This is a genomic window from Stenotrophobium rhamnosiphilum (genome assembly GCF_003052265.1).
Lineage (GTDB): Bacteria > Pseudomonadota > Gammaproteobacteria > Nevskiales > Nevskiaceae > Stenotrophobium > Stenotrophobium rhamnosiphilum.
The window spans coordinates 343,706-363,665 of sequence record NZ_QANS01000005.1; the positions used below are offsets into that span (position 1 = coordinate 343,706).

At 56.0% G+C, this 19,960-nt stretch carries 20 protein-coding genes and 1 other RNA gene; 13 read left to right on the plus strand and 8 right to left on the minus strand.

The genetic code is table 11. The annotated features are described in order from the left end of the window. Positions 1-37: 37 nt before the first annotated feature. Both mraZ and rnpB read right to left on the minus strand, forming a co-directional pair. Positions 38-481, minus strand: a complete 444-nt coding sequence (gene mraZ / locus CJD38_RS14530) for a division/cell wall cluster transcriptional repressor MraZ (RefSeq protein WP_107941074.1) — start codon at positions 479-481, stop codon at positions 38-40. 452 nt (positions 482-933) lie between these two features. Further along, an RNA gene (gene rnpB, locus CJD38_RS14535) (RNase P RNA component class A) lies at positions 934-1,293 on the minus strand. A 68-nt stretch (positions 1,294-1,361) separates the two neighbouring features. Here rnpB and CJD38_RS14540 point away from each other — a divergent pair. Together CJD38_RS14540 and CJD38_RS14545 are read left to right on the plus strand one after the other, a co-directional pair. Then, positions 1,362-1,802: an SRPBCC family protein gene (locus tag CJD38_RS14540; RefSeq protein WP_107941075.1), complete on the plus strand. Its 441-nt coding sequence runs from the start codon at positions 1,362-1,364 to the stop codon at positions 1,800-1,802. Between the two features lie 15 nt (positions 1,803-1,817). Then, positions 1,818-2,576, plus strand: a complete 759-nt coding sequence (locus CJD38_RS14545) for an ABC transporter substrate-binding protein (RefSeq protein ID WP_107941076.1) — start codon at positions 1,818-1,820, stop codon at positions 2,574-2,576. Between the two features lie 29 nt (positions 2,577-2,605). On the opposite strand, the gene hisD is transcribed toward CJD38_RS14545, so the two are convergent. Further along, on the minus strand, positions 2,606-3,901 hold the full coding sequence (gene hisD, locus CJD38_RS14550) for a histidinol dehydrogenase (protein WP_240783646.1): 1,296 nt from the start codon (positions 3,899-3,901) through the stop codon (positions 2,606-2,608). After that, a complete protein-coding gene (hisG, locus tag CJD38_RS14555; protein WP_107941077.1) occupies positions 3,894-4,526 on the minus strand; it encodes an ATP phosphoribosyltransferase in 633 nt (210 codons plus the stop codon). The genes hisD and hisG overlap by 8 nt, the downstream gene beginning before the upstream one ends. Positions 4,527-4,795: 269 nt before the next feature. Between hisG and CJD38_RS14560 the strand changes: the two genes are divergently transcribed. After that, the gene (locus CJD38_RS14560) at positions 4,796-6,193 is read left to right on the plus strand and encodes an ethanolamine ammonia-lyase subunit EutB (RefSeq protein WP_107941078.1); all 1,398 of its coding nucleotides are present in this window, start codon (positions 4,796-4,798) and stop codon (positions 6,191-6,193) included. Next, a complete protein-coding gene (gene eutC / locus CJD38_RS14565; protein ID WP_107941079.1) occupies positions 6,190-6,948 on the plus strand; it encodes an ethanolamine ammonia-lyase subunit EutC in 759 nt (252 codons plus the stop codon). The genes CJD38_RS14560 and eutC overlap by 4 nt, the downstream gene beginning before the upstream one ends. 46 nt (positions 6,949-6,994) lie before the next feature. On the opposite strand, the gene murA is transcribed toward eutC, so the two are convergent. From murA to CJD38_RS14580, 4 genes are all read right to left on the minus strand, one after another. Continuing rightward, entirely contained in the window at positions 6,995-8,260 is a 1,266-nt protein-coding gene (gene murA, locus CJD38_RS14570; protein ID WP_107941080.1) for a UDP-N-acetylglucosamine 1-carboxyvinyltransferase, read from the minus strand. A gap of 130 nt (positions 8,261-8,390) precedes the next feature. Further along, positions 8,391-8,609 carry a BolA family protein gene (locus CJD38_RS18585; RefSeq protein ID WP_206363015.1) on the minus strand — a complete coding sequence of 73 codons (219 nt, stop codon included), beginning with the start codon at positions 8,607-8,609 and terminating at the stop codon, positions 8,391-8,393. Positions 8,610-8,612: 3 nt separating this feature from the next. Then, complete coding sequence (locus CJD38_RS14575; RefSeq protein ID WP_206363016.1) at positions 8,613-9,380, minus strand: ABC transporter permease; 768 nt, start codon at positions 9,378-9,380, stop codon at positions 8,613-8,615. Beyond that, complete coding sequence (locus CJD38_RS14580) at positions 9,377-10,300, minus strand: ABC transporter ATP-binding protein (protein ID WP_107941081.1); 924 nt, start codon at positions 10,298-10,300, stop codon at positions 9,377-9,379. The genes CJD38_RS14575 and CJD38_RS14580 overlap by 4 nt, the downstream gene beginning before the upstream one ends. 96 nt (positions 10,301-10,396) lie before the next feature. Between CJD38_RS14580 and CJD38_RS14585 the strand changes: the two genes are divergently transcribed. The 9 genes from CJD38_RS14585 to CJD38_RS14630 all read left to right on the plus strand — a co-directional run bounded on the left by CJD38_RS14585 (position 10,397) and on the right by CJD38_RS14630 (position 19,939). Continuing rightward, complete coding sequence (locus CJD38_RS14585) at positions 10,397-11,839, plus strand: cryptochrome/photolyase family protein (protein WP_107941082.1); 1,443 nt, start codon at positions 10,397-10,399, stop codon at positions 11,837-11,839. A 55-nt stretch (positions 11,840-11,894) separates the two neighbouring features. Continuing rightward, entirely contained in the window at positions 11,895-12,377 is a 483-nt protein-coding gene (locus tag CJD38_RS14590) for a YajQ family cyclic di-GMP-binding protein (protein ID WP_107941083.1), read from the plus strand. A gap of 167 nt (positions 12,378-12,544) precedes the next feature. After that, entirely contained in the window at positions 12,545-13,516 is a 972-nt protein-coding gene (locus CJD38_RS14595) for a KpsF/GutQ family sugar-phosphate isomerase (RefSeq protein ID WP_107941084.1), read from the plus strand. Next, complete coding sequence (locus tag CJD38_RS14600; RefSeq protein WP_107941085.1) at positions 13,516-14,025, plus strand: KdsC family phosphatase; 510 nt, start codon at positions 13,516-13,518, stop codon at positions 14,023-14,025. Before CJD38_RS14595 ends, CJD38_RS14600 begins: the two co-directional genes overlap by 1 nt. After that, positions 14,025-14,585, plus strand: coding sequence for an LPS export ABC transporter periplasmic protein LptC (gene lptC, locus CJD38_RS14605; RefSeq protein WP_107941086.1), 561 nt, complete (start codon positions 14,025-14,027; stop codon positions 14,583-14,585). The genes CJD38_RS14600 and lptC overlap by 1 nt, the downstream gene beginning before the upstream one ends. Beyond that, positions 14,569-15,210 carry a lipopolysaccharide transport periplasmic protein LptA gene (lptA, locus tag CJD38_RS14610; protein WP_161554253.1) on the plus strand — a complete coding sequence of 214 codons (642 nt, stop codon included), beginning with the start codon at positions 14,569-14,571 and terminating at the stop codon, positions 15,208-15,210. Before lptC ends, lptA begins: the two co-directional genes overlap by 17 nt. Then, complete coding sequence (gene lptB, locus CJD38_RS14615) at positions 15,207-15,935, plus strand: LPS export ABC transporter ATP-binding protein (protein ID WP_107941088.1); 729 nt, start codon at positions 15,207-15,209, stop codon at positions 15,933-15,935. Before lptA ends, lptB begins: the two co-directional genes overlap by 4 nt. Before the next feature lie 275 nt (positions 15,936-16,210). Next, entirely contained in the window at positions 16,211-17,611 is a 1,401-nt protein-coding gene (locus tag CJD38_RS14625; RefSeq protein WP_107941090.1) for a DUF1329 domain-containing protein, read from the plus strand. Positions 17,612-17,671: 60 nt separating this feature from the next. Next, complete coding sequence (locus CJD38_RS14630) at positions 17,672-19,939, plus strand: DUF1302 domain-containing protein (RefSeq protein ID WP_107941091.1); 2,268 nt, start codon at positions 17,672-17,674, stop codon at positions 19,937-19,939. Positions 19,940-19,960: the final 21 nt, after the last annotated feature.

A 19,960-nucleotide genomic window follows, 5' to 3' on the forward strand; every position in this document is an offset into this window, starting at 1 on the left:
TTATGGCAGGGGAGGCGGCGCTGACAGACATGGCGCCTCACCGCTTGAGATGCTTGAAGGCGGCCGAGAGCGCAGGCAACACGCTCTCTGGGCCTGAGCCAAACATGGTGTCCCAGATTTCCTCGGCGAACAGTTCCAAGCGATTGATCTGTCCCACCAACACTGCGCCAGTTTCCAAGCGCGCTTGTTTGCGAAGGAACTGCGGCAGCATCACGCGTCCTTGCTTGTCGATTTCTGTTTCCACCGCACGACCAACGAAGGCGAGCTTGAGCAGCTCTGCGGCTTCGCGATCTTCAAGATTCTGGATTTGCTCAGCGATGCTGTTGAACACCGCGACTGGATAAATTTCGAGCGAAGCGCGCGGCCCCATCGTGATCACAATTTGCAGGCCATACGTATCGACGAGTTGCGCACGAAAGCGCGCCGGGATCGCGATGCGTCCCTTGTCGTCAACCGTTGAATGATGAGCGCCTGCAAACATGTGCTTGTGCGACGGCAGAACCGTCTATTCCTCTCAGTTTCTTCCACTGTGAGGCACTTTAATCCACTTCATACCACCACGCAAGCATTTTTACAGGAAAAAACTGAGTAACGACAAGCACTTAGGTCTATTTGCGACAGTCGATTAGGCACTTCATTTAAAACAAAGAGTTACAGCTAATACTTAAAGTAAAAATGAGCTGTTTACTGGGGATTTTGAGCTCAGCCGCCCGTTAACCACGGTTTTGGACGTGAATTGGGGGTTGGAGAGTGTTTGTTGGTCAAAAAAGCAGCAAGATTCAAACCGAAACAGGCTGCCATATCGATGGGCCCCGCGCTTGGTGCGAGGCGCCGCTCCTGCGCATCCTGCGCCCGCGGCGTACCGTACATCCTGTACATAAAAACAGAAACGGCTTGGTTTTAGCCAAGCCGCCGGTAAAACCTACACGGTGTTTAACGAGTCAGCCGTTAAGCCGGGTTCTGTCGTGGACAACCATTCCTCTAGGCGTACCGTCGCCGGCACGCTCAAGCAACCTACCCGGAAGGCATGCGGGCCGCATGTTGCCTTTCGGCGTCCTTCCCTATTTGGTCTTGCTCCAAGTGGGGTTTTCCGTGCCGCCACTGTTGCCAGTGACGCGGTGCGCTCTTACCGCACCTTTTCACCCTTACCGTCGCCTTGCGGCGCTTAGGCGGTTCATTCTCTGTGGCACTTTCCGTAGGCTCGCGCCTCCCAGGCATTACCTGGCACTTCGCCCGATGGAGCCCGGACTTTCCTCCCCCACTTGCGTGGCGGCGATTGTCTTGGCCGACTCACGATCATTTTAACAGGGCAGCCCTAGTGCAAACGGTATGATGGCGAACTAATTTTCAGGAGCAGGCCCATGTCACGTTACGAAGTCAGTTTTGATGAGGTTTTCCCAGCGCCACGCAGCAAAATCTTCAAGTTCTTCGGCACGCACAAAAAAGTCGGCCTGATCTTTGGCGGCCAGTTTGATCGCATCAAAGATGGCGAAGACGCAACAAACCCAGATGGTCTCGGCTCCGTCCGTCGCATCAAGCTGCCCCTGCCCGGCCCTTCGTTTGAAGAAACCATCATCACCTTCCAGCCAGAAACGCTGATCGAATACACCGTTACTCGCGGCAGCCCGATCACGAACCATCTCGGCCATATTGAATTCAGCGACGCCGCAAACGGCGGCACGCGCGTGAAGTACACCATTGGTTTTGAGCCACGCATTCCCTGCACCGGCTTAGTGATCAAAGGCATTCTCGCTGCCGGCTTCAAAATCGGCATTCCTCGCGTGATGAAGAATCTCGACTAATTCGATTCCTTAGTCGTGCGCGTTTTTAGTCACACCTGTTCCAACACCGAAATCATGTGCGCGCTCGGATGCGCGCACATGATTGTTGGCATTGATACCGACTCCGACTATCCGCCGGAAATCGTCGAGCCTCTGCCGAAACTCGGCCGCGATCTCGATCTGGCCGCCGAGCAAGTCAAAAAATTCAAACCAGATTTAGTACTGACCTCACTCACCGTGCCCGGTCACGAACGCATCGTCGACGCACTCCGCGCAGACGGCTTGCCGATATTGGTCTGTGATCCGCTCAGCCTCGACGACGTTTACGCCAACATCATCGAAATTGCCGAAGCCGTCGGAGTGCTCTCACGTGGTCGCGCACTCGTTTCAGAGATGCAAGCGCAGATGCCGCGCGTTGAACGTACACAACGTCCGCGCGTGTTGGTGGAGTGGTGGCCCAAGCCCGTGATTGCAGCGGCACAGCAATCTTGGGTGACAGATTTGATTGAACTCGCTGGCGGCGAGAATCCTTGGAAAGACACGGCAGCGAAGAGTATTCCATTAGAAGATTCAGCGGTCGTCGACGCAGCACCCGACGCCATCGTGATGAGTTGGTGTGGCGTGAAAGTGCAGAACTACCGCGCCGATGTTGTCATCCGCCGTCCCGGACACAACACAATTCCTGCGGTGCGTAATCAGCAGGTTCACGCAATCAGCGAAGAATTTTTAGGCCGCCCCGGCCCGCGCTTGGTCGAAGGCTATCGCGCGTTGCGCGACATTATTTCGAAGCTTTAGGAGCGCCTCTTAAGCGCTCCTACAAAATCTTAGAGACGATCTCTCGCACTGGCAGCATGCGCTTGCAAGCCTTCAGCATCCGCAATCGCACCAGCAATTTTCGCCAGTTCGCTCGCGCCCTTTGGGCTGCACTCAATCAGGCTGCTGCGTTTCTGGAATTCGTAAACGCCTAGCGGATTCGAGAAACGTGCGGCGCGTGAGGTTGGTAGCACGTGGTTGGGGCCCGCACAGTAATCGCCGAGTGCTTCTGGCGTGTGACGGCCGAGGAACACGGCGCCAGCGTGGCGGATTTTTGGCAGCCAATCGCGCGGAGCATCGACTGACAATTCCAAGTGCTCAGGCGCAATCTGGTTCGACAATGCAATTGCCTCGTCGAGACCACGCGTTGCGATCAGTGCACCGCGATTCTTCAGCGATGCGCGCACAGTCACTTCGCGCGGCAGTTCGCTCATGCGCTTAGCCATTGCATCAGCAACGCGGTTGAGAAACTCAACATCCGGCGAAAGCAGAATCGACTGCGAATCTTCGCCATGCTCGGCTTGCGAGAACAGGTCCATCGCAATCCAGCCCGGATCGGTTTTGCCATCGCAAATCACAACGATCTCGGATGGACCAGCAATCGAATCGATGCCGACCTGACCAAAAACAATGCGCTTGGCTGCAGCAACGTAGGCGTTGCCGGGGCCGACAATTTTATCGACTGGTGGAATCGTTTTCGTGCCGTATGCGAGCGCAGCAACAGCCTGCGCGCCGCCGACGGTGAAGACGCGATCAACGCCCGCGAGATGAGCAGCAGCGAGTACGACCGAATTCAGTTCACCACCGGGCGCAGGCACCACCATGATGACTTCGCGCACGCCAGCGACTTTCGCCGGAATTGCGTTCATCAGCACAGACGACGGATAAGCAGCTTTGCCGCCCGGCACATAAAGGCCTGCGCGATCCAGTGGCGTAACCATCTGGCCAAGTTGATTGCCGTGCTCGTCGGTGAACGAGAATGGCGCAATCGTCTGATGTTCTGCGTAAGCGCGAATGCGTTGGGCAGCGGCTTCAAGTGCAGCGCGCAATGCGGCAGGCTGTGCATCCCAAGCAGCTTTGCGCTGTTCAACGCTGACTTCGAGTTCTGCAACGCTAGCAACATTGCGACGATCAAATTTGTTGGTGAGTTCCAGCAGCGCGACATCACCACGCGTGCGCACATCAGCAACGATGTTCTCAACCGCGTGCGTCACATCTGCACTTTGCTCAGGCGCACGATCCATCAACGACGCAAATGCTGCGTCGAAATTTACATCGCTCGTGCTGAGGCGAGTGATCTCAACCACGCTCCACCACCCCACTCAGACGATCCAACCAATCCTGCACCATCGCGTGCTTGGTCTTCATCGACGCTTTGTTCACAACCATGCGCGCGCTGATCTGCGTGATGATTTCAGTTTCGATCAAGCCATTGGCTTTGAGCGTGTTGCCGGTGTCGACAAGATCAACAATCACGTCAGCCAAGCCCACGAGCGGCGCGAGTTCCATCGAGCCGTAAAGTTTGATCATCTCGACCTGCTGGCCCTTGGCGGCGTAGTGACGGCGCGTCAGTTCCAGATATTTGGTTGCGACGCGCAGGCGACGAATGCCGTCGTGCGGCGGTGCGTCTTTTTTCTGCGCGATCGACAAACGGCAGCGTGCGATGCCCAAATCCAGCGGCTCATAGAGCGCTTCGCCGCCGTGCTCCATCAGCACGTCTTTGCCGGTGATGCCCATGTCTGCCGCGCCGTATTCGACGAATGTCGGAACGTCGGCTGGGCGAATGATCAGCAGGCTGATGTTGGGATGATTGGTCGGCACGCGCAGCAGGCGGCCAATGTCGCCCGCTGGTTTGAGGCCAATCTTGGCCAGAAGCGGAAGGCTATCTTCGAGAATGCGGCCCTTCGAAAGGGCAATGGTCAGCGTCGTCATAAGGCGCGCATTCTAGCTGCGCAAGGCTAATAACGGAGGCTTTTTGCCATTTATCCATTAGTTTTCATGGAACAGACTTGTTTTATTATATTTGTTTAATATTTCTATAATAAATATTTAATAACAATATATGAAACGGACTCACTTTATTGATTTCGTTTAAGCGCGGGTGCGGCCCAAGTCTTGCGTCATTCATCTCAGAATTTATGAGCTCGCTTGCGTACCCGCTAACACGCTCGCAAGCTCTAAGCGCTTAAGGACTTGATCTCATGCAATACCGGCATCGCATTGGCCCCGTCACTCACGTCTTTAACGACCTGCGTGAACTCATGGCCAAAGCAACGCCTGCGCGCTCAGGTGATGTACTCGCTGGCGTCGCCGCGAAAAGTGCCGAAGAAAGAGTGGCCGCGCAAATGTGCCTCGCCGACTTGCCGCTGAGTACCTTCCTTAACGAGGCACTGATTCCTTATGAAGGCGACGAAGTCACACGACTGATTGTTGATCGTCACGACGCCGACGCCTTCGCACCAATCCGCGCACTCACCGTCGGTGGCTTTCGCGACTGGCTGCTCTCGGATCAAGTCGACAGTGAAACGCTCAAAAAACTTGCGGCTGGCGTCACGCCAGAAATGGCAGCCGCAGTGAGCAAGTTGATGCGCAATCAGGATCTGATTCTCGCTGCGCGCAAATGCAACGTCGTTACACGCTTCCGCAACACACTGGGCCTACCGGAGCGTTTGGCCGTGCGTCTGCAACCGAATCATCCAACAGACGACGCACGTGGCATCGCCGCTAGCATTCTCGATGGCCTGCTCTATGGCTGCGGCGATGCAGTGATCGGCATTAATCCGGCGAGCGAAGATCCGACTAAGTTGGCGCAACTCTGGCGCATGCTTGATGAGCTGATTCGTCGCTTCGAAATTCCGACGCAATCCTGCGTGCTGACTCATGTCACGCGCCAACTCGATGCCATCTCTGCGGGCGAGCCGCTGGATCTAATCTTTCAATCCATCGCAGGCAGCGAAGCAGCCAACCGCAGCTTCGGCATTGATCTCGCGCTGCTACGCGAAGCGCACTCTGCGGCCTTAAGCCTCAAGCGCGGCACAGTTGGTGACGACGTCATGTACTTTGAAACTGGCCAAGGCAGTGCGCTTTCAGCCAATGCGCATCACGGCGTTGATCAGCAAACGATGGAGACACGCGCTTATGCGGTAGCGCGCGAGTTCCGGCCACTACTGGTCAACACCGTGGTCGGCTTCATCGGCCCCGAATATCTCTACGACGGCAAGCAAATCATCCGCGCGGGACTCGAAGATCATTTCTGCGGCAAGCTCATGGGCCTGCCGATGGGCGTAGATGTTTGCTATACCAATCACGCCGAAGCCGATCAGGACGACATGGATACGCTGCTGACGCTGCTCGGCGCAGCAGGCGTGAACTACATCATGGGCGTGCCTGGTGCCGACGACATCATGCTGAACTATCAAAGCACTTCGTTTCACGATGCGCTGTATTTGCGTGAAGTGCTGGGGCTCAAGCGCGCGCCGGAATTCGAAGTCTGGCTAGAGAAAATGCGTCTGACCGATCACACAGGAAAACTTGCCGACGGAAGTGCATCACTCGCATTACCTGCCCTGCGAAAATTCACCGACGACAGTGCCGCATGAATAAGCCGCCAGTATTGATTGATCAATGGAGCGATCTGCGTCGCTACACCGCTGCGCGCATTGCACTAGGCCGCACCGGCGCAAGCCTGCCAGTGAATGAAGTACTGGAATTTGCCCTCGCTCATGCTCAAGCGCGCGATGCAGTACACACACCATTGGACGTAGAAGCGCTCACTGCACAACTTGAATTGCATGAGACCGAGGTTTTACAAATCCGCAGTCGCGCACAGGATCGCGCGACTTATCTGAGTCGCCCCGACTGGGGTCGACGACTTGATGATGAAAGCGCGAAGAAGCTAGCTGAATCGCAAAACAAAAATGCTGACGTGCTGTTCGTCCTCAGTGATGGCCTTTCATCTAGCGCCGTGCAAAAACATGCAGCGCCACTGCTGAATGCCTTGCGACCATTGCTTGCCAATTACCAATGGGCGCCACTACTGATTGCGACACAAGCACGAGTGGCGCTGGCCGACGAAGCTGGAGAATTGCTCGGCGCACGATTGGTGATCAGCCTGATTGGTGAACGCCCGGGTTTGAGTTCACCGGACAGTCTTGGCGCTTATCTGACGTTCAATCCGCGCATCGGTCGCAATGATTCCGAGCGCAATTGCATTTCCAATATTCGACCTGAAGGCTTGGACTACGCAGAAGCTGCGCGGCAAATCGCCGAGTTAATTCACGCAGCACTGAAGCTCTCGCTGACCGGCGTAAATCTACGACTCGATCCGACACTGCCCACGCTAAGCGCCATGTAGGGTGCGCTTTGCGCACCGACTACGAGAGCAGTGCCAGAACCGTTGCCTACATCAGATTGGTAACACGCTTCATGCGCGCACCGAGAGCGGTGAATTTGCCTTCGATATCTTCGTAGCCGCGGTCCATGTGATAGATGCGGTCGATGATGGTTTGGCCTTCTGCGCACAGCGCGGCAATAACCAGCGACGCCGAAGCGCGCAAATCGGTCGACATGATTGGCGCGGCCATCAGGCGCTCTTTGCCAGCGACGATAGCGAGATTGCCTTCGATGCGAATGTCCGCGCCCAGACGCAGCAGTTCTTGCGCATGCATGAAGCGGTTTTCAAAAATAGTTTCGCGAATCGTACCCACGCCTTCAGCCAAGCAATTCATTGCCATGAACTGCGCCTGCATGTCCGTTGGGAAACCCGGATGCGGCATGGTGTGAATGTTGACGGCTTTAGGACGGCGGCCTTGCATGTCGACTTCAATAAAGTCGGTGCCGGTGCGCACAACAGCCCCCGCTTGCTGCAGTTTCACCAGCACAGCATCGAGCAGCGCAGGATCAGTCTTGGTCACGCGCACGCAACCACGCGTTGCGGCTGCAGCGACGAGGAAGGTGCCGGTTTCAATACGATCTGGCAGCACGGAATGCGTGGCTTCGTGCAGCGCCTTCACGCCTTGGATGCGAATGGTGGTGGTGCCATCGCCAACAATATTGGCGCCCATGGCGCGCAGGCAGTTGGCAAGATCAACCACTTCTGGTTCGCGTGCAGCGTTTTCCAGAACGGTTTCGCCGTCAGCAAGCACAGCCGCCATCATCAAGTTCTCAGTGCCGGTGACCGTCACGGTATCGAACATGATGTGCGCGCCTTTGAGGCGGTTGCATTTAGCGTGGATGAAGCCGCCTTCGAGTTTGATCTCGGCGCCCATCGCTTCCAGACCCATCAAGTGCAGGTTCACCGGGCGCGCGCCAATGGCGCAACCGCCAGGCAATGACACATGCGCTTCACCGCGTGCAGCGAGCAGCGGACCGAGCACGAGGATCGACGCACGCATCGTGCGTACGAGTTCGTACGGCGCAATACACGTCGTGATGCTCTTGGCGTTGATGGTGATTTCGTGCGAGCCCGGTTGCTGCACATCCACACCCATCTGCGTGAGCAGTTTCTTGGTGGTGCCGATGTCCCAAAGCTTGGGCACGTTGGTGACGTGTAGCGGTTCGTTGGAAAGCAGACCTGCACAGAGAATCGGCAGCGCCGCATTCTTGGCTCCGCTGGCTGCGACTTCGCCTTTGAGAGGGCCGCTTTCTGCTACGACGAATTTATCCATGATTCTCTATCCATGATTTCCGCAGAGCGGAAGTCGGTGTGGCAATGCCGGAACAGTGACCGGCGATGTGGCAAAGATTAAATCTTTAGCTCAGCAAAGTTGTGCAGATTCAGTGCAATTTTTCAGGCTTTTAAGCCGCGCGGGTTTTCAACGCCAGCGCATGAATATCACGACCCATCTTGTCACCCAACGCGGCATAAACCATACGGTGCTGTGCCAGCGGCAGCTTGCCAGCAAAATCCGGGCAGATCACTTCGGCTTCAAAGTGCTGGCCATCATCGCCATGAACCGTCACGGTTGCATTCGGCAGGCCGGCTTCGATCAGTTTCTTAATGTCGTCTTTGTTCATGTCTTATTTTTTCATCTTGTAGCCGGTGATCAGCATCCACAAGCAGATGGCTGTCATCACGGCAAAAAATCCCGCAGTCCACATCAGGCTATGCCAAATGGAAACATCGGACACGCCGAAGAAACCAAAGCGGAAGCCGTCGATCATGTAGAAGAACGGGTTAAAGTGTGAAGCCTTGTACCAGAATGGCGGCAGCGCATGCACTGAGTAAAACACGCCAGACAAGAACGACATCGGCGTAATCAGGAAGTTGGTGAACGCTGCGATGTGATCAAACTTTTGCGCAACGATGCCTGCGATCAAACCCAGCACCGCGAGACTGCCACTGGTCAGCACAAAAATCGCGATCAGCGCGAGTGGCTGATGGATCGGCAGATGCACGAAGGGCAATACGACAACGAGCATCGCACTCGCAACAATCAAGGTGCGCACCAGCGCAGCGAGAATGTAAGCGAAGAACCATTCCCAAGGGCCAAGCGGCGCCATCTGCAGGAACACGAGATTGCCCATGACCTTGGATTGAATCAGCGACGATGAAGTATTGGCGAAGGCGTTTTGAATCACCGTCATCATCACCAAGCCCGGCACCAAGAATTCGGTGTAGCTCACGCCCGGATAAATTTCGGCGCGGCCTTTCATGGCTTGTGCAAATACCAAGAGATAGAGCAGCGCGGTGATGACAGGTGCAGTGACGGTCTGGCCAAGCACAGCCCAGAAGCGCATCACTTCTTTTTTCAGCAGCGTGTAGAAGCCGCGTTGATTAGGGGTCATGCCGCCACCTCACCCTTGCGACCGGTGAGTTCTACAAAGATGTCTTCCAAATCTGGATCGCGCGTTTGCACGTCTTCAATCGCCACGCCATCACGGCGCAGCAAGGCAAACACGGAGCTAAAGCTGTTCTTGGAAGTTTCCAATTTCAGTTCGAGACTGCCATTGATGTTGGCAGCAACCAGTGGCTGCAACTCAACCGGAAGCACCGCGCCTTCTGCAAGCTTCAGGCGCAGGAAACGGAACGGATGACGAGCCAGTAATTGCTGAGTCGTCTCCAGTGCTTTGATCTCGCCTTTGTCGATGATCGCGATGCGCTCGCACATCTCTTGTGCTTCTTCGAGATAGTGCGTGGTCAGCACAACGGTGGTGCCCTTGCTATGTAGATCGCGCATGAAAGTCCACAGCGTGCGGCGCAGTTCAACGTCTACGCCTGCGGTCGGTTCATCGAGAATGACGACGGGCGGTTTGTGCACCAGCGCTTGCGCAATCAGCACGCGGCGCTTCATGCCGCCAGAGAGTGCGCGCATCGAGACTTTGCGTTTTTCCCAAAGATCGAGACGCTGCAACATTTCGTCAATCCACGGCCATACTTCTTCGCCGCAGCCGTAGTAGCCGGCCTGAATGCGCAGCATGTCGGTGACGTTGAAGAAAGGATCGAAAACCAACTCCTGCGGCACGATGCCGAGCAGGCGACGCGCGGTACGGAAATCACTGACGGTGTCATGCCCGAGCACAGAAATATTGCCCGCACTCGCCTGCACCAAGCCAGCGATGATGTTGATGAGTGTCGATTTACCCGCGCCGTTGGGGCCGAGCAGGCCGAAAAACTCGCCGCGCTGAATCTGAAATTCAACGCCTTTGAGTGCTTCGAGCTTGCCGTAGGTCTTGCGGACGCCGGAGATTGTGAGGGCGGCGGTCATTGGGGCGGAATTATACGCGTGACCGCTCTATAAGAGCCTGCATCGACAAACATAGTTTCTGCGTATTCCCGTCCAACAACCCCTTATGCTTGCCCAATGACTACCGCCCTCCTCTGGCTGCGCCGCGACCTGCGCCTCACCGACCACCCCGCCCTTATCGCCGCTTGCGAGCGCCATGAACGGGTGCTGCCTGTCTACATTCATGCGCCGGACGAGGACGCCCCTTGGTCACCGGGCGCCGCCAGTCGCTGGTGGCTGCATCACAGCCTCAAGGCTTTGGGCGATTCGCTCAAAGCCATCGGCGCGCCACTCATCATTCGGGAAGGCGACAGCCTCACCAGCCTGCGTGCGTTGATCAAAGAAACCGACGCCAGCGCCGTCTACTGGAGCCGACTGTACGAACCCACCGCCATCGCCCGCGACACGCGCGTGAAAGAAGCGCTACGCAGTGACGAGATTGAGGCTGAGAGCTTCAACAGCGCCCTGCTGTTTGAACCCTGGACGCTGAAAACCCTGAGCGGCGAGCCTTATCGCGTGTTCACTCCGTTTTGGCGCAACGCTTCGGCCCGACTGCATTCGCCCGTGCCACTGGCGGCGCCGGAACACATCAGCGCGCCCAAAAAGTTGCCGAAAAGTCTGCCTCTAGATGCTCTCAACCTGCTGCCCAAAATTCCTTGGGCGGGCGGCTTCACCCCACGCTGGCAACCCGGCGAAGCAGGTGCATTTATCGCACTGAATGAGTTCTGCGAAGAGCGCATGCCCGACTACAAAGAGGCGCGCGATATTCCGTCCCTCGACGCCACCTCCTCACTCTCGCCCCATCTGCACTTCGGCGAAATCAGTCCACGCCAGATCATCGCCCGCGCGCAAGCACAGGCCGCCAGCGATGACGCGCCCGGCATGCTCGCAGGCAGCGAACATTTCGCCCGTGAAATCGGCTGGCGTGAGTTTGCGCATCACCTGCTGTTTCACTATCCGAAGACGCCAGACGAGCCGATGTACGCCAGCAAGTTCGGCCGCTTTCCGTGGCGCAAGCGCGGCGAATCGATTAATGATTTGGAAGCCTGGCAGCGCGGCCAAACTGGCATCCCGATTGTCGACGCCGGTATGCGCCAGCTGTGGACTACCGGCTATATGCACAACCGCGTTCGCATGATCGTCGCCAGCCTGCTGACCAAGAATCTGCTGATTCCCTGGCAAGACGGCGCGCACTGGTTTTGGGACACGCTGGTCGATGCGAGCCTGGCCAACAACACCCTCGGCTGGCAGTGGGTCGCCGGTTGCGGTGCCGATGCCGCGCCTTACTACCGAATCTTTAACCCCGTACTTCAGAGCGCCAAGTTCGATCCGCATGGCATTTACTTGCGCCGCTGGGTGCCGGAACTTGCCGCTCTGCCCGATAAGGATCTGCACGCTCCATGGGAAAAACCGGCGCTGCTCGCAGGCACCGGCTATCCCAAACCCATCGTTGATCTGGCCGACTCCCGCGTGCGGGCGTTGGCGGCTTATGAGGCAATAAAAGGCACAGATCCAGCATAGGTTCATCGCAGGCCCAATATACTGACGCCCGATCAACCCTTACCGACAAATCGCCATGCCCTCATTCGATATCATTTCCGAAGTCGACAAACACGAAATGACCAACGCGATCGACCAAGCCAAGCGTGACTTGGAAAATCGCTACGACCTGCGCGGTACCGGCGCCAGCTTCACCTTGGAAGGATTTGTCGTCGCCATGACCGCGCCGACCGAGTCCCATCTCGATCAGATGACGGAAATGCTGCACAAGCGCCTCGCCGGACGCGGCATCGATCTGCGCGCAATTGAAGCAGGCGATGTAGAAACCAATCTCGCCGGCGCACGCCAGAAGATCACGATCAAACAAGGCATCGAACAAGCGCAGGCAAAAAAGATCGTCGCCAAGATCAAAGAATCCAAGATCAAGGTCGACGCCTCCATCACCGGAGAAAAACTCCGTGTGAACGGCAAGAAGCGCGACGACCTTCAGTTGGCAATGGCGTTTCTACGCAAGGCTGAGCTGGAGATTGCGGTGCAGTTTGATAATTTCAGAGAGTGATCTCGTCAAAACGAGATCGACCAGATTGAATCTCAAGCGGCCGCAAGAAGTTCACATTAATAAATAATTAATCACAGCGATCTCCGCCAAAACATTGCTGTGGCTGCGCCATTTGAGTGCCCTGCGGTTATCATTCGCCCTCTTTATTTGTAGGAATTCTCTTGCTCATGGATGCCGCAGCGCTGCAACAGATGGGTCGCAAGGTTTTGGAGATTGAGCGCGACGCGCTTACCGCTTTGCTGCCGCGCATCAATGAGGACTTTGCTCGCGCTTGTCAGATCATGCTGGCTTGCACCGGCCGCGTAGTGGTTACGGGCATGGGCAAGAGTGGACATATCGGCGGCAAGATTGCGGCAACGCTCGCATCGACGGGTACGCCGTCATTCTTTGTGCACCCGGGCGAAGCCAGCCATGGCGACCTCGGCATGATCACCAAGCAGGATGTGGTGTTGGCACTCTCCAACTCTGGCGAGACCAACGAAGTACTGACGATTCTGCCGCTGATCAAACGCATGGGCGCGCCGCTGATTGCGATCACTGGCAAACCAACGTCCACGCTCGCAAAAGCTGCAGATGCACATCTCGACGTAACCGTCGCGCAGGAAGCCTGCCCGCACAACCTCGCCCCTACCGCCAGCACCACGGCGACTTTGGCGATGGGCGATGCGTTGGCCGTTGCGTTGCTCGAAGCACGCGGCTTTACGCCGGAAGATTTTGCGATGTCGCACCCCGGCGGTTCGCTCGGTCGCAAGTTGCTACTGAAAATTTCTGACCTGATGCACAAGGGCGAGCGCCTGCCCAAGGTGAGCCCAGACGCAACACTCTCCACTGCACTACTGGAGATGACGCGCAAAGGCTTGGGTATGACAGCCATCGTTTCGCCAGAAGACAAGGTCCTCGGCGTCTACACCGACGGTGATTTACGCCGCACGCTGGAAACCGGCATCGACGTGCGCACCGCCAAGATTCTCGACGTGATGACCCCAGGCGGTAAAACCGCCAAGGCTGATTGGCTGGCCGCGCAAGCGGTGCAGTTGATGGAGAAGCACAAGATCACCGTGCTGCTGGTGGTAGATGACAGCGCCAAACTCGTCGGCGCCATCCACATGCAGGACCTTTTGCGCGCTGGAGTGGTCTGATGGCTCTCACTCTTGCCGCGGTTAAGAAACGTGCAAAGAAAATTCGTTGCGTGTTTCTCGACATCGATGGCGTGATGACGGACTGCAAGCTGTATCTCGCCGCTGATGGCAGCGAGCTCAAAGCTGTGAATGTTAAGGACGGCCTCGGTATCAAGTTGCTGATGAAAGCGGGCATTGAAGTGGCGGTGATTTCTGGGCGCCCTTCAGAAGCCATGCAGAAGCGCCTTGAATATCTCGGTCTCAAACACATTTATCTGAACACCGAAGACAAACTACCGGCGTACGAAGCCATTCAAAAGAAGCTCGGCATCAAGGACGAACACTGCGCGCATATGGGCGATGACACGCCTGACATTCCGCTGTTCACACGCGTGGGCCTCGCGATTGCCGTGAATGACGCGCACCCGAAAGCACTCGCTAAAGCACATTGGAAAACCCGCAATATCGGCGGCAACGGCGCGATTCGTGAAGCAGCTGACATGATTCTTGCAGCACAGGGCAAGGGCTAATGCGTCGGCTTCTGCTCCTTGCCGTAGCACTCGCGATCAGCGTAGCGCTGTGGATGGGCGTGCAAAGCTTTGACCGTGCGAGCGAGCCACAAGCTCAAGATGAAAGTGGCCCACGCCCACAATATGCCTTGCGCGATGCGGAGTGGACGCGACTCGGTGCTGATGGCAAAACGCAGTTTCATATCACTGCGGCGACCATCGATTATTACGAAAATAAATCCGCCGTCATCGGTCGCATGAGCATGGATGGCCTCGGCGGTGACAAAGGCGCTTGGGCGCTCACCTCGCCTGCCGGCGAAGTGCCTGCGAATCAAGAACGCATTCTGATGAAAAAGCCGGTAGTGATTACGGGCAAGTCGAACAAGGGCGGCGCGCCCATGATGCTGTACACCGATGAACTGTGGGTGGATAGCAAGCGCAAAGAAATTTACACCAGCGCGCCGCTGCGTATGACTTACGGCGAGCAACAGGCCACCGCCACCGGCATGCGTGCTGACTGGGCGGGAGAAAATTTAAATCTGCTGCACGATGTTAAGGTTACATATGTCCCGCGCAGTTAAAACATTTGCGGCCTTGCTGTTGGCTGCCGCACTCGCACCGGCCTTTGCCGCGCCCGCCAAGAAAAATAACGCTGATGTGCTGCGCCCCACGGGCCCGGTAACAATCACTGCGGATCGCGCCGAATGGTCAAAAACCGGTGTGATGGTTTACACCGGCAATGTTTCGCTCGTCTCAGAAAAAATGAAGATGAACGGCAATCGTCTGGAACTCACGCAGTTCCCCGAGAGCCAATACACCGCCAAGATCACCGGCGATCAAGCACACTTGGAACACGCAGGCGAGCCGACCGAAAAAGGCGAGCCAACGCCAACCGTCACCGCCGACGCCAGCACGCTGCTTTACGATTCACGCACGAGCGTGGTCGATGTCATCGGCAACGCCAAGATGACGCGCGGCAAAGACGAAGTCACCGGCAGCAATATTCGCTACAACGTCGCTGAGCGTCGCATTCAGGCTACGGGCGGCGATGCGGGTCAGGTCAAAATCGTGATTCAGCCGCCGCCAGACAAGAAGTTGCAGCTGCAGAAAGCAGCAGAGTCCAAAGCCGCAGAAATCAAAGCGCCGGAAAGCACCACACCGGACGCAAAACCCGCTGTATCAAAACCGGCAGAAAACACACCGTGAGCTCCGTTCTCTCCGCGCGCAATCTGGTCAAGCAATATAAAAAACGCACTGTCGTGCGCGATGTTTCGCTGTCGGTGAAAGCCGGCGAAATCGTCGGCCTGCTCGGCCCTAACGGCGCAGGCAAAACCACTTCGTTCTACATGATCGTAGGCTTGGTGCCGGCTGATGGCGGCGTGATTGAGTTGGATGGCCAAGACATTACTTCCCTGCCGATGCACGCGCGCGCCAAGCTCGGCGTGGGTTATTTGCCGCAAGAAGCTAGCGTGTTTCGCAAGCTCTCGGTGGCCGACAACATCATGGCAATTTTAGAGATCCGCCCTGATCTCGATAAAGCCGGTCGCGCTGCTGAACTAGAGCGCCTGCTCAACGATTTGCACATCGCTCACATCCGCGATGGCGAAGGCCAAAGCCTGTCGGGTGGCGAACGTCGTCGCGTAGAAATTGCGCGTGCACTTGCCGCCAATCCACGCTTCATCCTGCTCGACGAACCCTTTGCAGGCGTTGACCCGATTGCGGTCGGCGACATTCAAAGCATCGTTAAACATCTACACAATCGCGGCATCGGCGTATTGATCACCGACCACAACGTCCGCGAAACCCTCGGCATCTGCGAACGCGCTTACATCCTCGCCGAAGGCAAAGTGATTGCTGAAGGCACGCCGGATGAAGTGCTGAAGAACGAAATGGTTCGCAAGGTTTATTTGGGCGAAAGCTTCAAGCTGTAGGGTGCGCCTCGCGCATCAATTGCCCTAATCCGTAGGGTGGGTGGAGCGCAGCGAATCTCACCATCTCGCAGCACGCACAGCGGTGGGTTTCGCTGCGCGCGGCAATTGCTCCATGCATTGCTCTATCGAAGGCATCCATGCCCTCGTCTACTCACCCTACGAAAGCCACGCCCCATTTCTGGGCAAGATCAAGATTAGTGCAAATTTATTTACGTATTTCTTGCCATTTCAGCTACTCTGAATAAAGTCTGCATAAAAAATCAGAGGAGAATCAGATGGCGACCTTTGCCGTGCGTATTTTCAAACGATACGCGTCTTTCGGAGTTACCGGCTCCACCGCTGCACTGTTAAGTCTTGGGCTGATTGCAACGCCCGCTTTAGCCAAAGTTTCTCAAGCCGAAGCAGACAAGCTGAAAAGCGAGTTGACGCCTGTCGGTGCCGAACGTGCGGCCAATAGCGCCGGCACGATTCCCAAATGGGAAGGTGGACTGAAAACAGCGCCGCCTTGCTATAAAGGCAGAGGCACTCGTTATTGCGATCCGTTCCCTTCAGATAAGCCACTGTTCACGATTACCAAGGCCAATCTTGCGACCTATAAGGGTCAGTTGACCGAAGGTCAGAAAGCACTGTTCGCCAAATTTGGCGATAGCTACAAGATGAACGTGTATCCAACGCGTCGTACGGTCGGCTTCCCAGATTTTGTTTACGAAGCCACCACCAAGAACGCGCTGAACGCCGAGCTCACCAATGGCGGTGAATCACTCAATGGCGCGGTGTTGGGCATTCCATTCCCGATTCCCAAGACCGGCAACGAGCCGATCTGGAACCACAAGCTGCGTTATCGCGGCGTCGGTGTTGATCGTTGGAACAATCAGGCTGCGGTCACCACTTCTGGCGATTTCAATCTGGTAAAAATTCACGAGCAAGTAAAGTTTCTTTACGACACTCGCGGCATTACGCCAGAGCAGCTCGATAACGTCGGCATTTACTTCATGCAGGTCGTTACTGCACCACCTCGTCTCGCAGGCCAGATTACGCTGGTGCACGAGACGATGGATCAGGTGAAAGAACCACGCCGCGCATGGCAGTACAACCCAGGTCAGCGTCGTCTGCGTCGCGCACCTAACGTCGGCTATGACAATCCGGGCACCGGCGCTGATGGTCTGCGTACCAACGACCAGACCGACACCTTTAACGGTGCAACCGATCGCTACACTTGGAAATTGGTCGGCAAGAAAGAGATGTACATCCCGTACAACGCGTACGTGGTGCACTCCGACAAGTACAAGTTCAAAGACATCATTCGCAAAGGTCATATCAACCAAGACCTACCGCGTTATGAACTGCACCGCGTTTGGGTTGTGGAATCCAACATCAAGCCAGGCACCACGCACATCTATCGTAAGCGCGTGTTCTATGTTGATGAAGACAGCTGGCAGATTGCAGCTGTAGATATTTACGACGCACGCCAAACCCTGTGGCGCGTACAGGAATCACACCTCATCGGCATTTACGATCTCCTGGGCAGCGGCCCTGTTTTGGAAACCGTTTATGACCTGCAGTCCGGCCGTTATCTGGCACAGGCGATGAACAACGAAGATCCGGAGACCAGCGAAAAGAATTTCGAGGTCAACTTCTTCGATCCTGCAAACGTCGCCAAACAAGCCAGCAAATAAATCGAGGCGTCGACCGCATCTGGGGAGGATGCGGTCGATGTGATTACATCAGGGGGGCTTATGAAATATTCCAACGCTAGCTGGCTGCGTGTTCAGTTGAACCGCGCCGCTACGATCACCGCCGTTATTCTTGCAACGCTATCTGTGTCTGCCAACGCTTTTGAAGTTGACGTTGCGGGCAAGACCATCAAAATCGACAACCTGCTAACCATCGGCGGCATGATGCGCATGCAAGACCGCGATGGTCAGTTGGTCGGCAAGTCATCGTTGAATCCAGGCATCTGCGCCAGACGCACGAGCCCCGATCCATACAACGTGAATCCCGCCTATGCCGGTCACACCTGTAATGCAGGTGAAGATGCGCCGGGCTATGCCAATGCCAACGCTTTTTTTGTCGATCAGCCCGGTTCGTACTCGCCCAACGGCGATGACGGCAACCTTAATTTCGACAAGCACGATATCGTTTCAACCACATTCAAGCTCACGACTGACTTCTCACTAGAAGTCGGCGGCTACAACATTTTTGTGCGTGCCTTGGGTTATGCCGATCCGCGCTATTTACGCTTGCAAGAAAGTCATCCAGACACCACCGCGCAGGCACGCTACACGGCGTACCGAGGCGAACCACGCAGACTCAATGGCCTGCGCTTCGAAATGCTGGATTACTTTGTTAGCAAAAACTTTGATATCGGCGACCGCGCTTTTAGCATCAAGGTTGGTAATCAGGTTCTGAACTGGGGCGAAAGCTCCTTCCTGCTCGCCAACTCGCTCAACTCAATCAACCCGCCAGACCAAGCTGCATTGCGCATGCCTGGCTTTGACTTGAAGGAACTGGCGCAGCCTGCAGGCATGGTGCTTTTCTCGGGCGATATCGTGGATGGCGTCAGCTTTCAGACCTTCTATCAATATAAGTGGGTACCGGTTATTCCGGATCCGGTCGGCAGTTACTTCTCAACGTCAGACATCGTTGGCGCAGGCGGCGACTACGCCATGCTGTCCTTCGCAAAGGCGCCAGAAGATCCAGAACAACTTTATGAACCCGCACGCAATCCAGACGATCCTGCATTCATCATCAACTCCAAATCCAGCCGCACGCTTTTGGTGGACCACGCTGCAAGCAGACGCGCTGAACCAAAGAATGGTGGGCAGTACGGCGCAGCCTTCAAGTTTTACTTAGAGGGATTGAATGGCACCGAGGTTGGTCTTTACTTTGCCAACTATCACGCACGCATTCCGAGCATCTCTGGCTACGCTGCAAACGCAACGTGTCTGCCTAACTCGGGCGTGACGCCGGTCGACACTATTTTGCAGATCGCGGTGAATTGCCTCAGCGATCTCAGTGAAGTTCCCTCCGCATTGGCTGCATTGGCCAACGGCGCGCCACAGATTCCTTTAGACAAAGAAGCGCTACCTTTGGACAGCGCACGTTTGTTTATCGAGTATCCGGAAAACGTGAAGATGTACGGCGTCTCGTTCAACACCACCGTCGGTGACATCGCGCTGGCTGGTGAATATGTCTATCGCCCTAATTTGCCTGGGCAGATTCATTCCACCGACTTGGTGTTTGCACTGCTGCAGCCTGCATTCCCTGAGCAGGATTTGAACTTGGGCATCGCCACGCTGCCTGGCCGTCGCTCAGCCGCACCGGATTTCTTGACGCAATATCGCAACCCGGGCTGTGCGCCTAATTGCGTCACTGCGGGCCAGTACATCCGCGGCTATGAACCGATGAAGATCGGTCAGCTCAATCTCAGCTTGCTCAAAACCATCGGTGGCGATAACCCGCTGGGCGCAAGCCAGATCACCTTGCTGCTGGAAAGCGGTTTCACACACATCATCGATTTCCCTGACTTGTCAGAACTGCAGTTCAACGGCGCAGGTACCGACAGCCACATCTCAAGCGGCGCTGATGGCAGCATCGGCATCAACCCACGCGATGTGCGCACCAATCCTAACGATCCTTCCACCAGCAAAACCGACGGCAATCTCACCGTGCGTCAGAACCCGACGGCTTGGAAAGATCACGGCGGCTTCGGCACCAAGTACTCGTACGGTTATCGCTTTGTAACGCTGACCCGTTATGACAGCGCGCTGTTCGGCGCCAACCTCGAGTTCCTCAACGCACTGTTCCATGACGTGCGCGGTGTCGGCCCTGGTCTTGGTCAGAACTTTGTTGGCGGTCGCAAACAAATTCTGTCGGGCATTCGCATCGACTATCTCTCGCGCGTATTCGGCGAAGTGCGCTACACCTGGTTCACCGGTGGTGGCGTGCGTGATGCGCAGCGTGACCGTGACAATCTGATGATCTACGGTGGTTATCAGTTCTAAGATTTATTTAGCAGTACAAAT

Excerpts from the sequence above, each read along its gene's own strand:
- mraZ (WP_107941074.1), bottom strand. The coding sequence starts at position 481 with ATGTTTGCAGGCGCTCATCATTCAACGGTTGACGACAAGGGACGCATC.
- CJD38_RS14540 (WP_107941075.1), top strand. The coding sequence starts at position 1,362 with ATGTCACGTTACGAAGTCAGTTTTGATGAGGTTTTCCCAGCGCCACGC.
- hisG (WP_107941077.1), bottom strand. The coding sequence starts at position 4,526 with ATGACGACGCTGACCATTGCCCTTTCGAAGGGCCGCATTCTCGAAGAT.
- CJD38_RS14560 (WP_107941078.1), top strand. The coding sequence starts at position 4,796 with ATGCAATACCGGCATCGCATTGGCCCCGTCACTCACGTCTTTAACGAC.
- eutC (WP_107941079.1), top strand. The coding sequence starts at position 6,190 with ATGAATAAGCCGCCAGTATTGATTGATCAATGGAGCGATCTGCGTCGC.
- murA (WP_107941080.1), bottom strand. The coding sequence starts at position 8,260 with ATGGATAAATTCGTCGTAGCAGAAAGCGGCCCTCTCAAAGGCGAAGTC.
- CJD38_RS18585 (WP_206363015.1), bottom strand. The coding sequence starts at position 8,609 with ATGAACAAAGACGACATTAAGAAACTGATCGAAGCCGGCCTGCCGAAT.
- CJD38_RS14575 (WP_206363016.1), bottom strand. The coding sequence starts at position 9,380 with ATGACCCCTAATCAACGCGGCTTCTACACGCTGCTGAAAAAAGAAGTG.
- CJD38_RS14580 (WP_107941081.1), bottom strand. The coding sequence starts at position 10,300 with ATGACCGCCGCCCTCACAATCTCCGGCGTCCGCAAGACCTACGGCAAG.
- CJD38_RS14585 (WP_107941082.1), top strand. The coding sequence starts at position 10,397 with ATGACTACCGCCCTCCTCTGGCTGCGCCGCGACCTGCGCCTCACCGAC.
- CJD38_RS14590 (WP_107941083.1), top strand. The coding sequence starts at position 11,895 with ATGCCCTCATTCGATATCATTTCCGAAGTCGACAAACACGAAATGACC.
- CJD38_RS14595 (WP_107941084.1), top strand. The coding sequence starts at position 12,545 with ATGGATGCCGCAGCGCTGCAACAGATGGGTCGCAAGGTTTTGGAGATT.
- CJD38_RS14600 (WP_107941085.1), top strand. The coding sequence starts at position 13,516 with ATGGCTCTCACTCTTGCCGCGGTTAAGAAACGTGCAAAGAAAATTCGT.
- lptC (WP_107941086.1), top strand. The coding sequence starts at position 14,025 with ATGCGTCGGCTTCTGCTCCTTGCCGTAGCACTCGCGATCAGCGTAGCG.
- lptA (WP_161554253.1), top strand. The coding sequence starts at position 14,569 with ATGTCCCGCGCAGTTAAAACATTTGCGGCCTTGCTGTTGGCTGCCGCA.
- CJD38_RS14625 (WP_107941090.1), top strand. The coding sequence starts at position 16,211 with ATGGCGACCTTTGCCGTGCGTATTTTCAAACGATACGCGTCTTTCGGA.
- CJD38_RS14630 (WP_107941091.1), top strand. The coding sequence starts at position 17,672 with ATGAAATATTCCAACGCTAGCTGGCTGCGTGTTCAGTTGAACCGCGCC.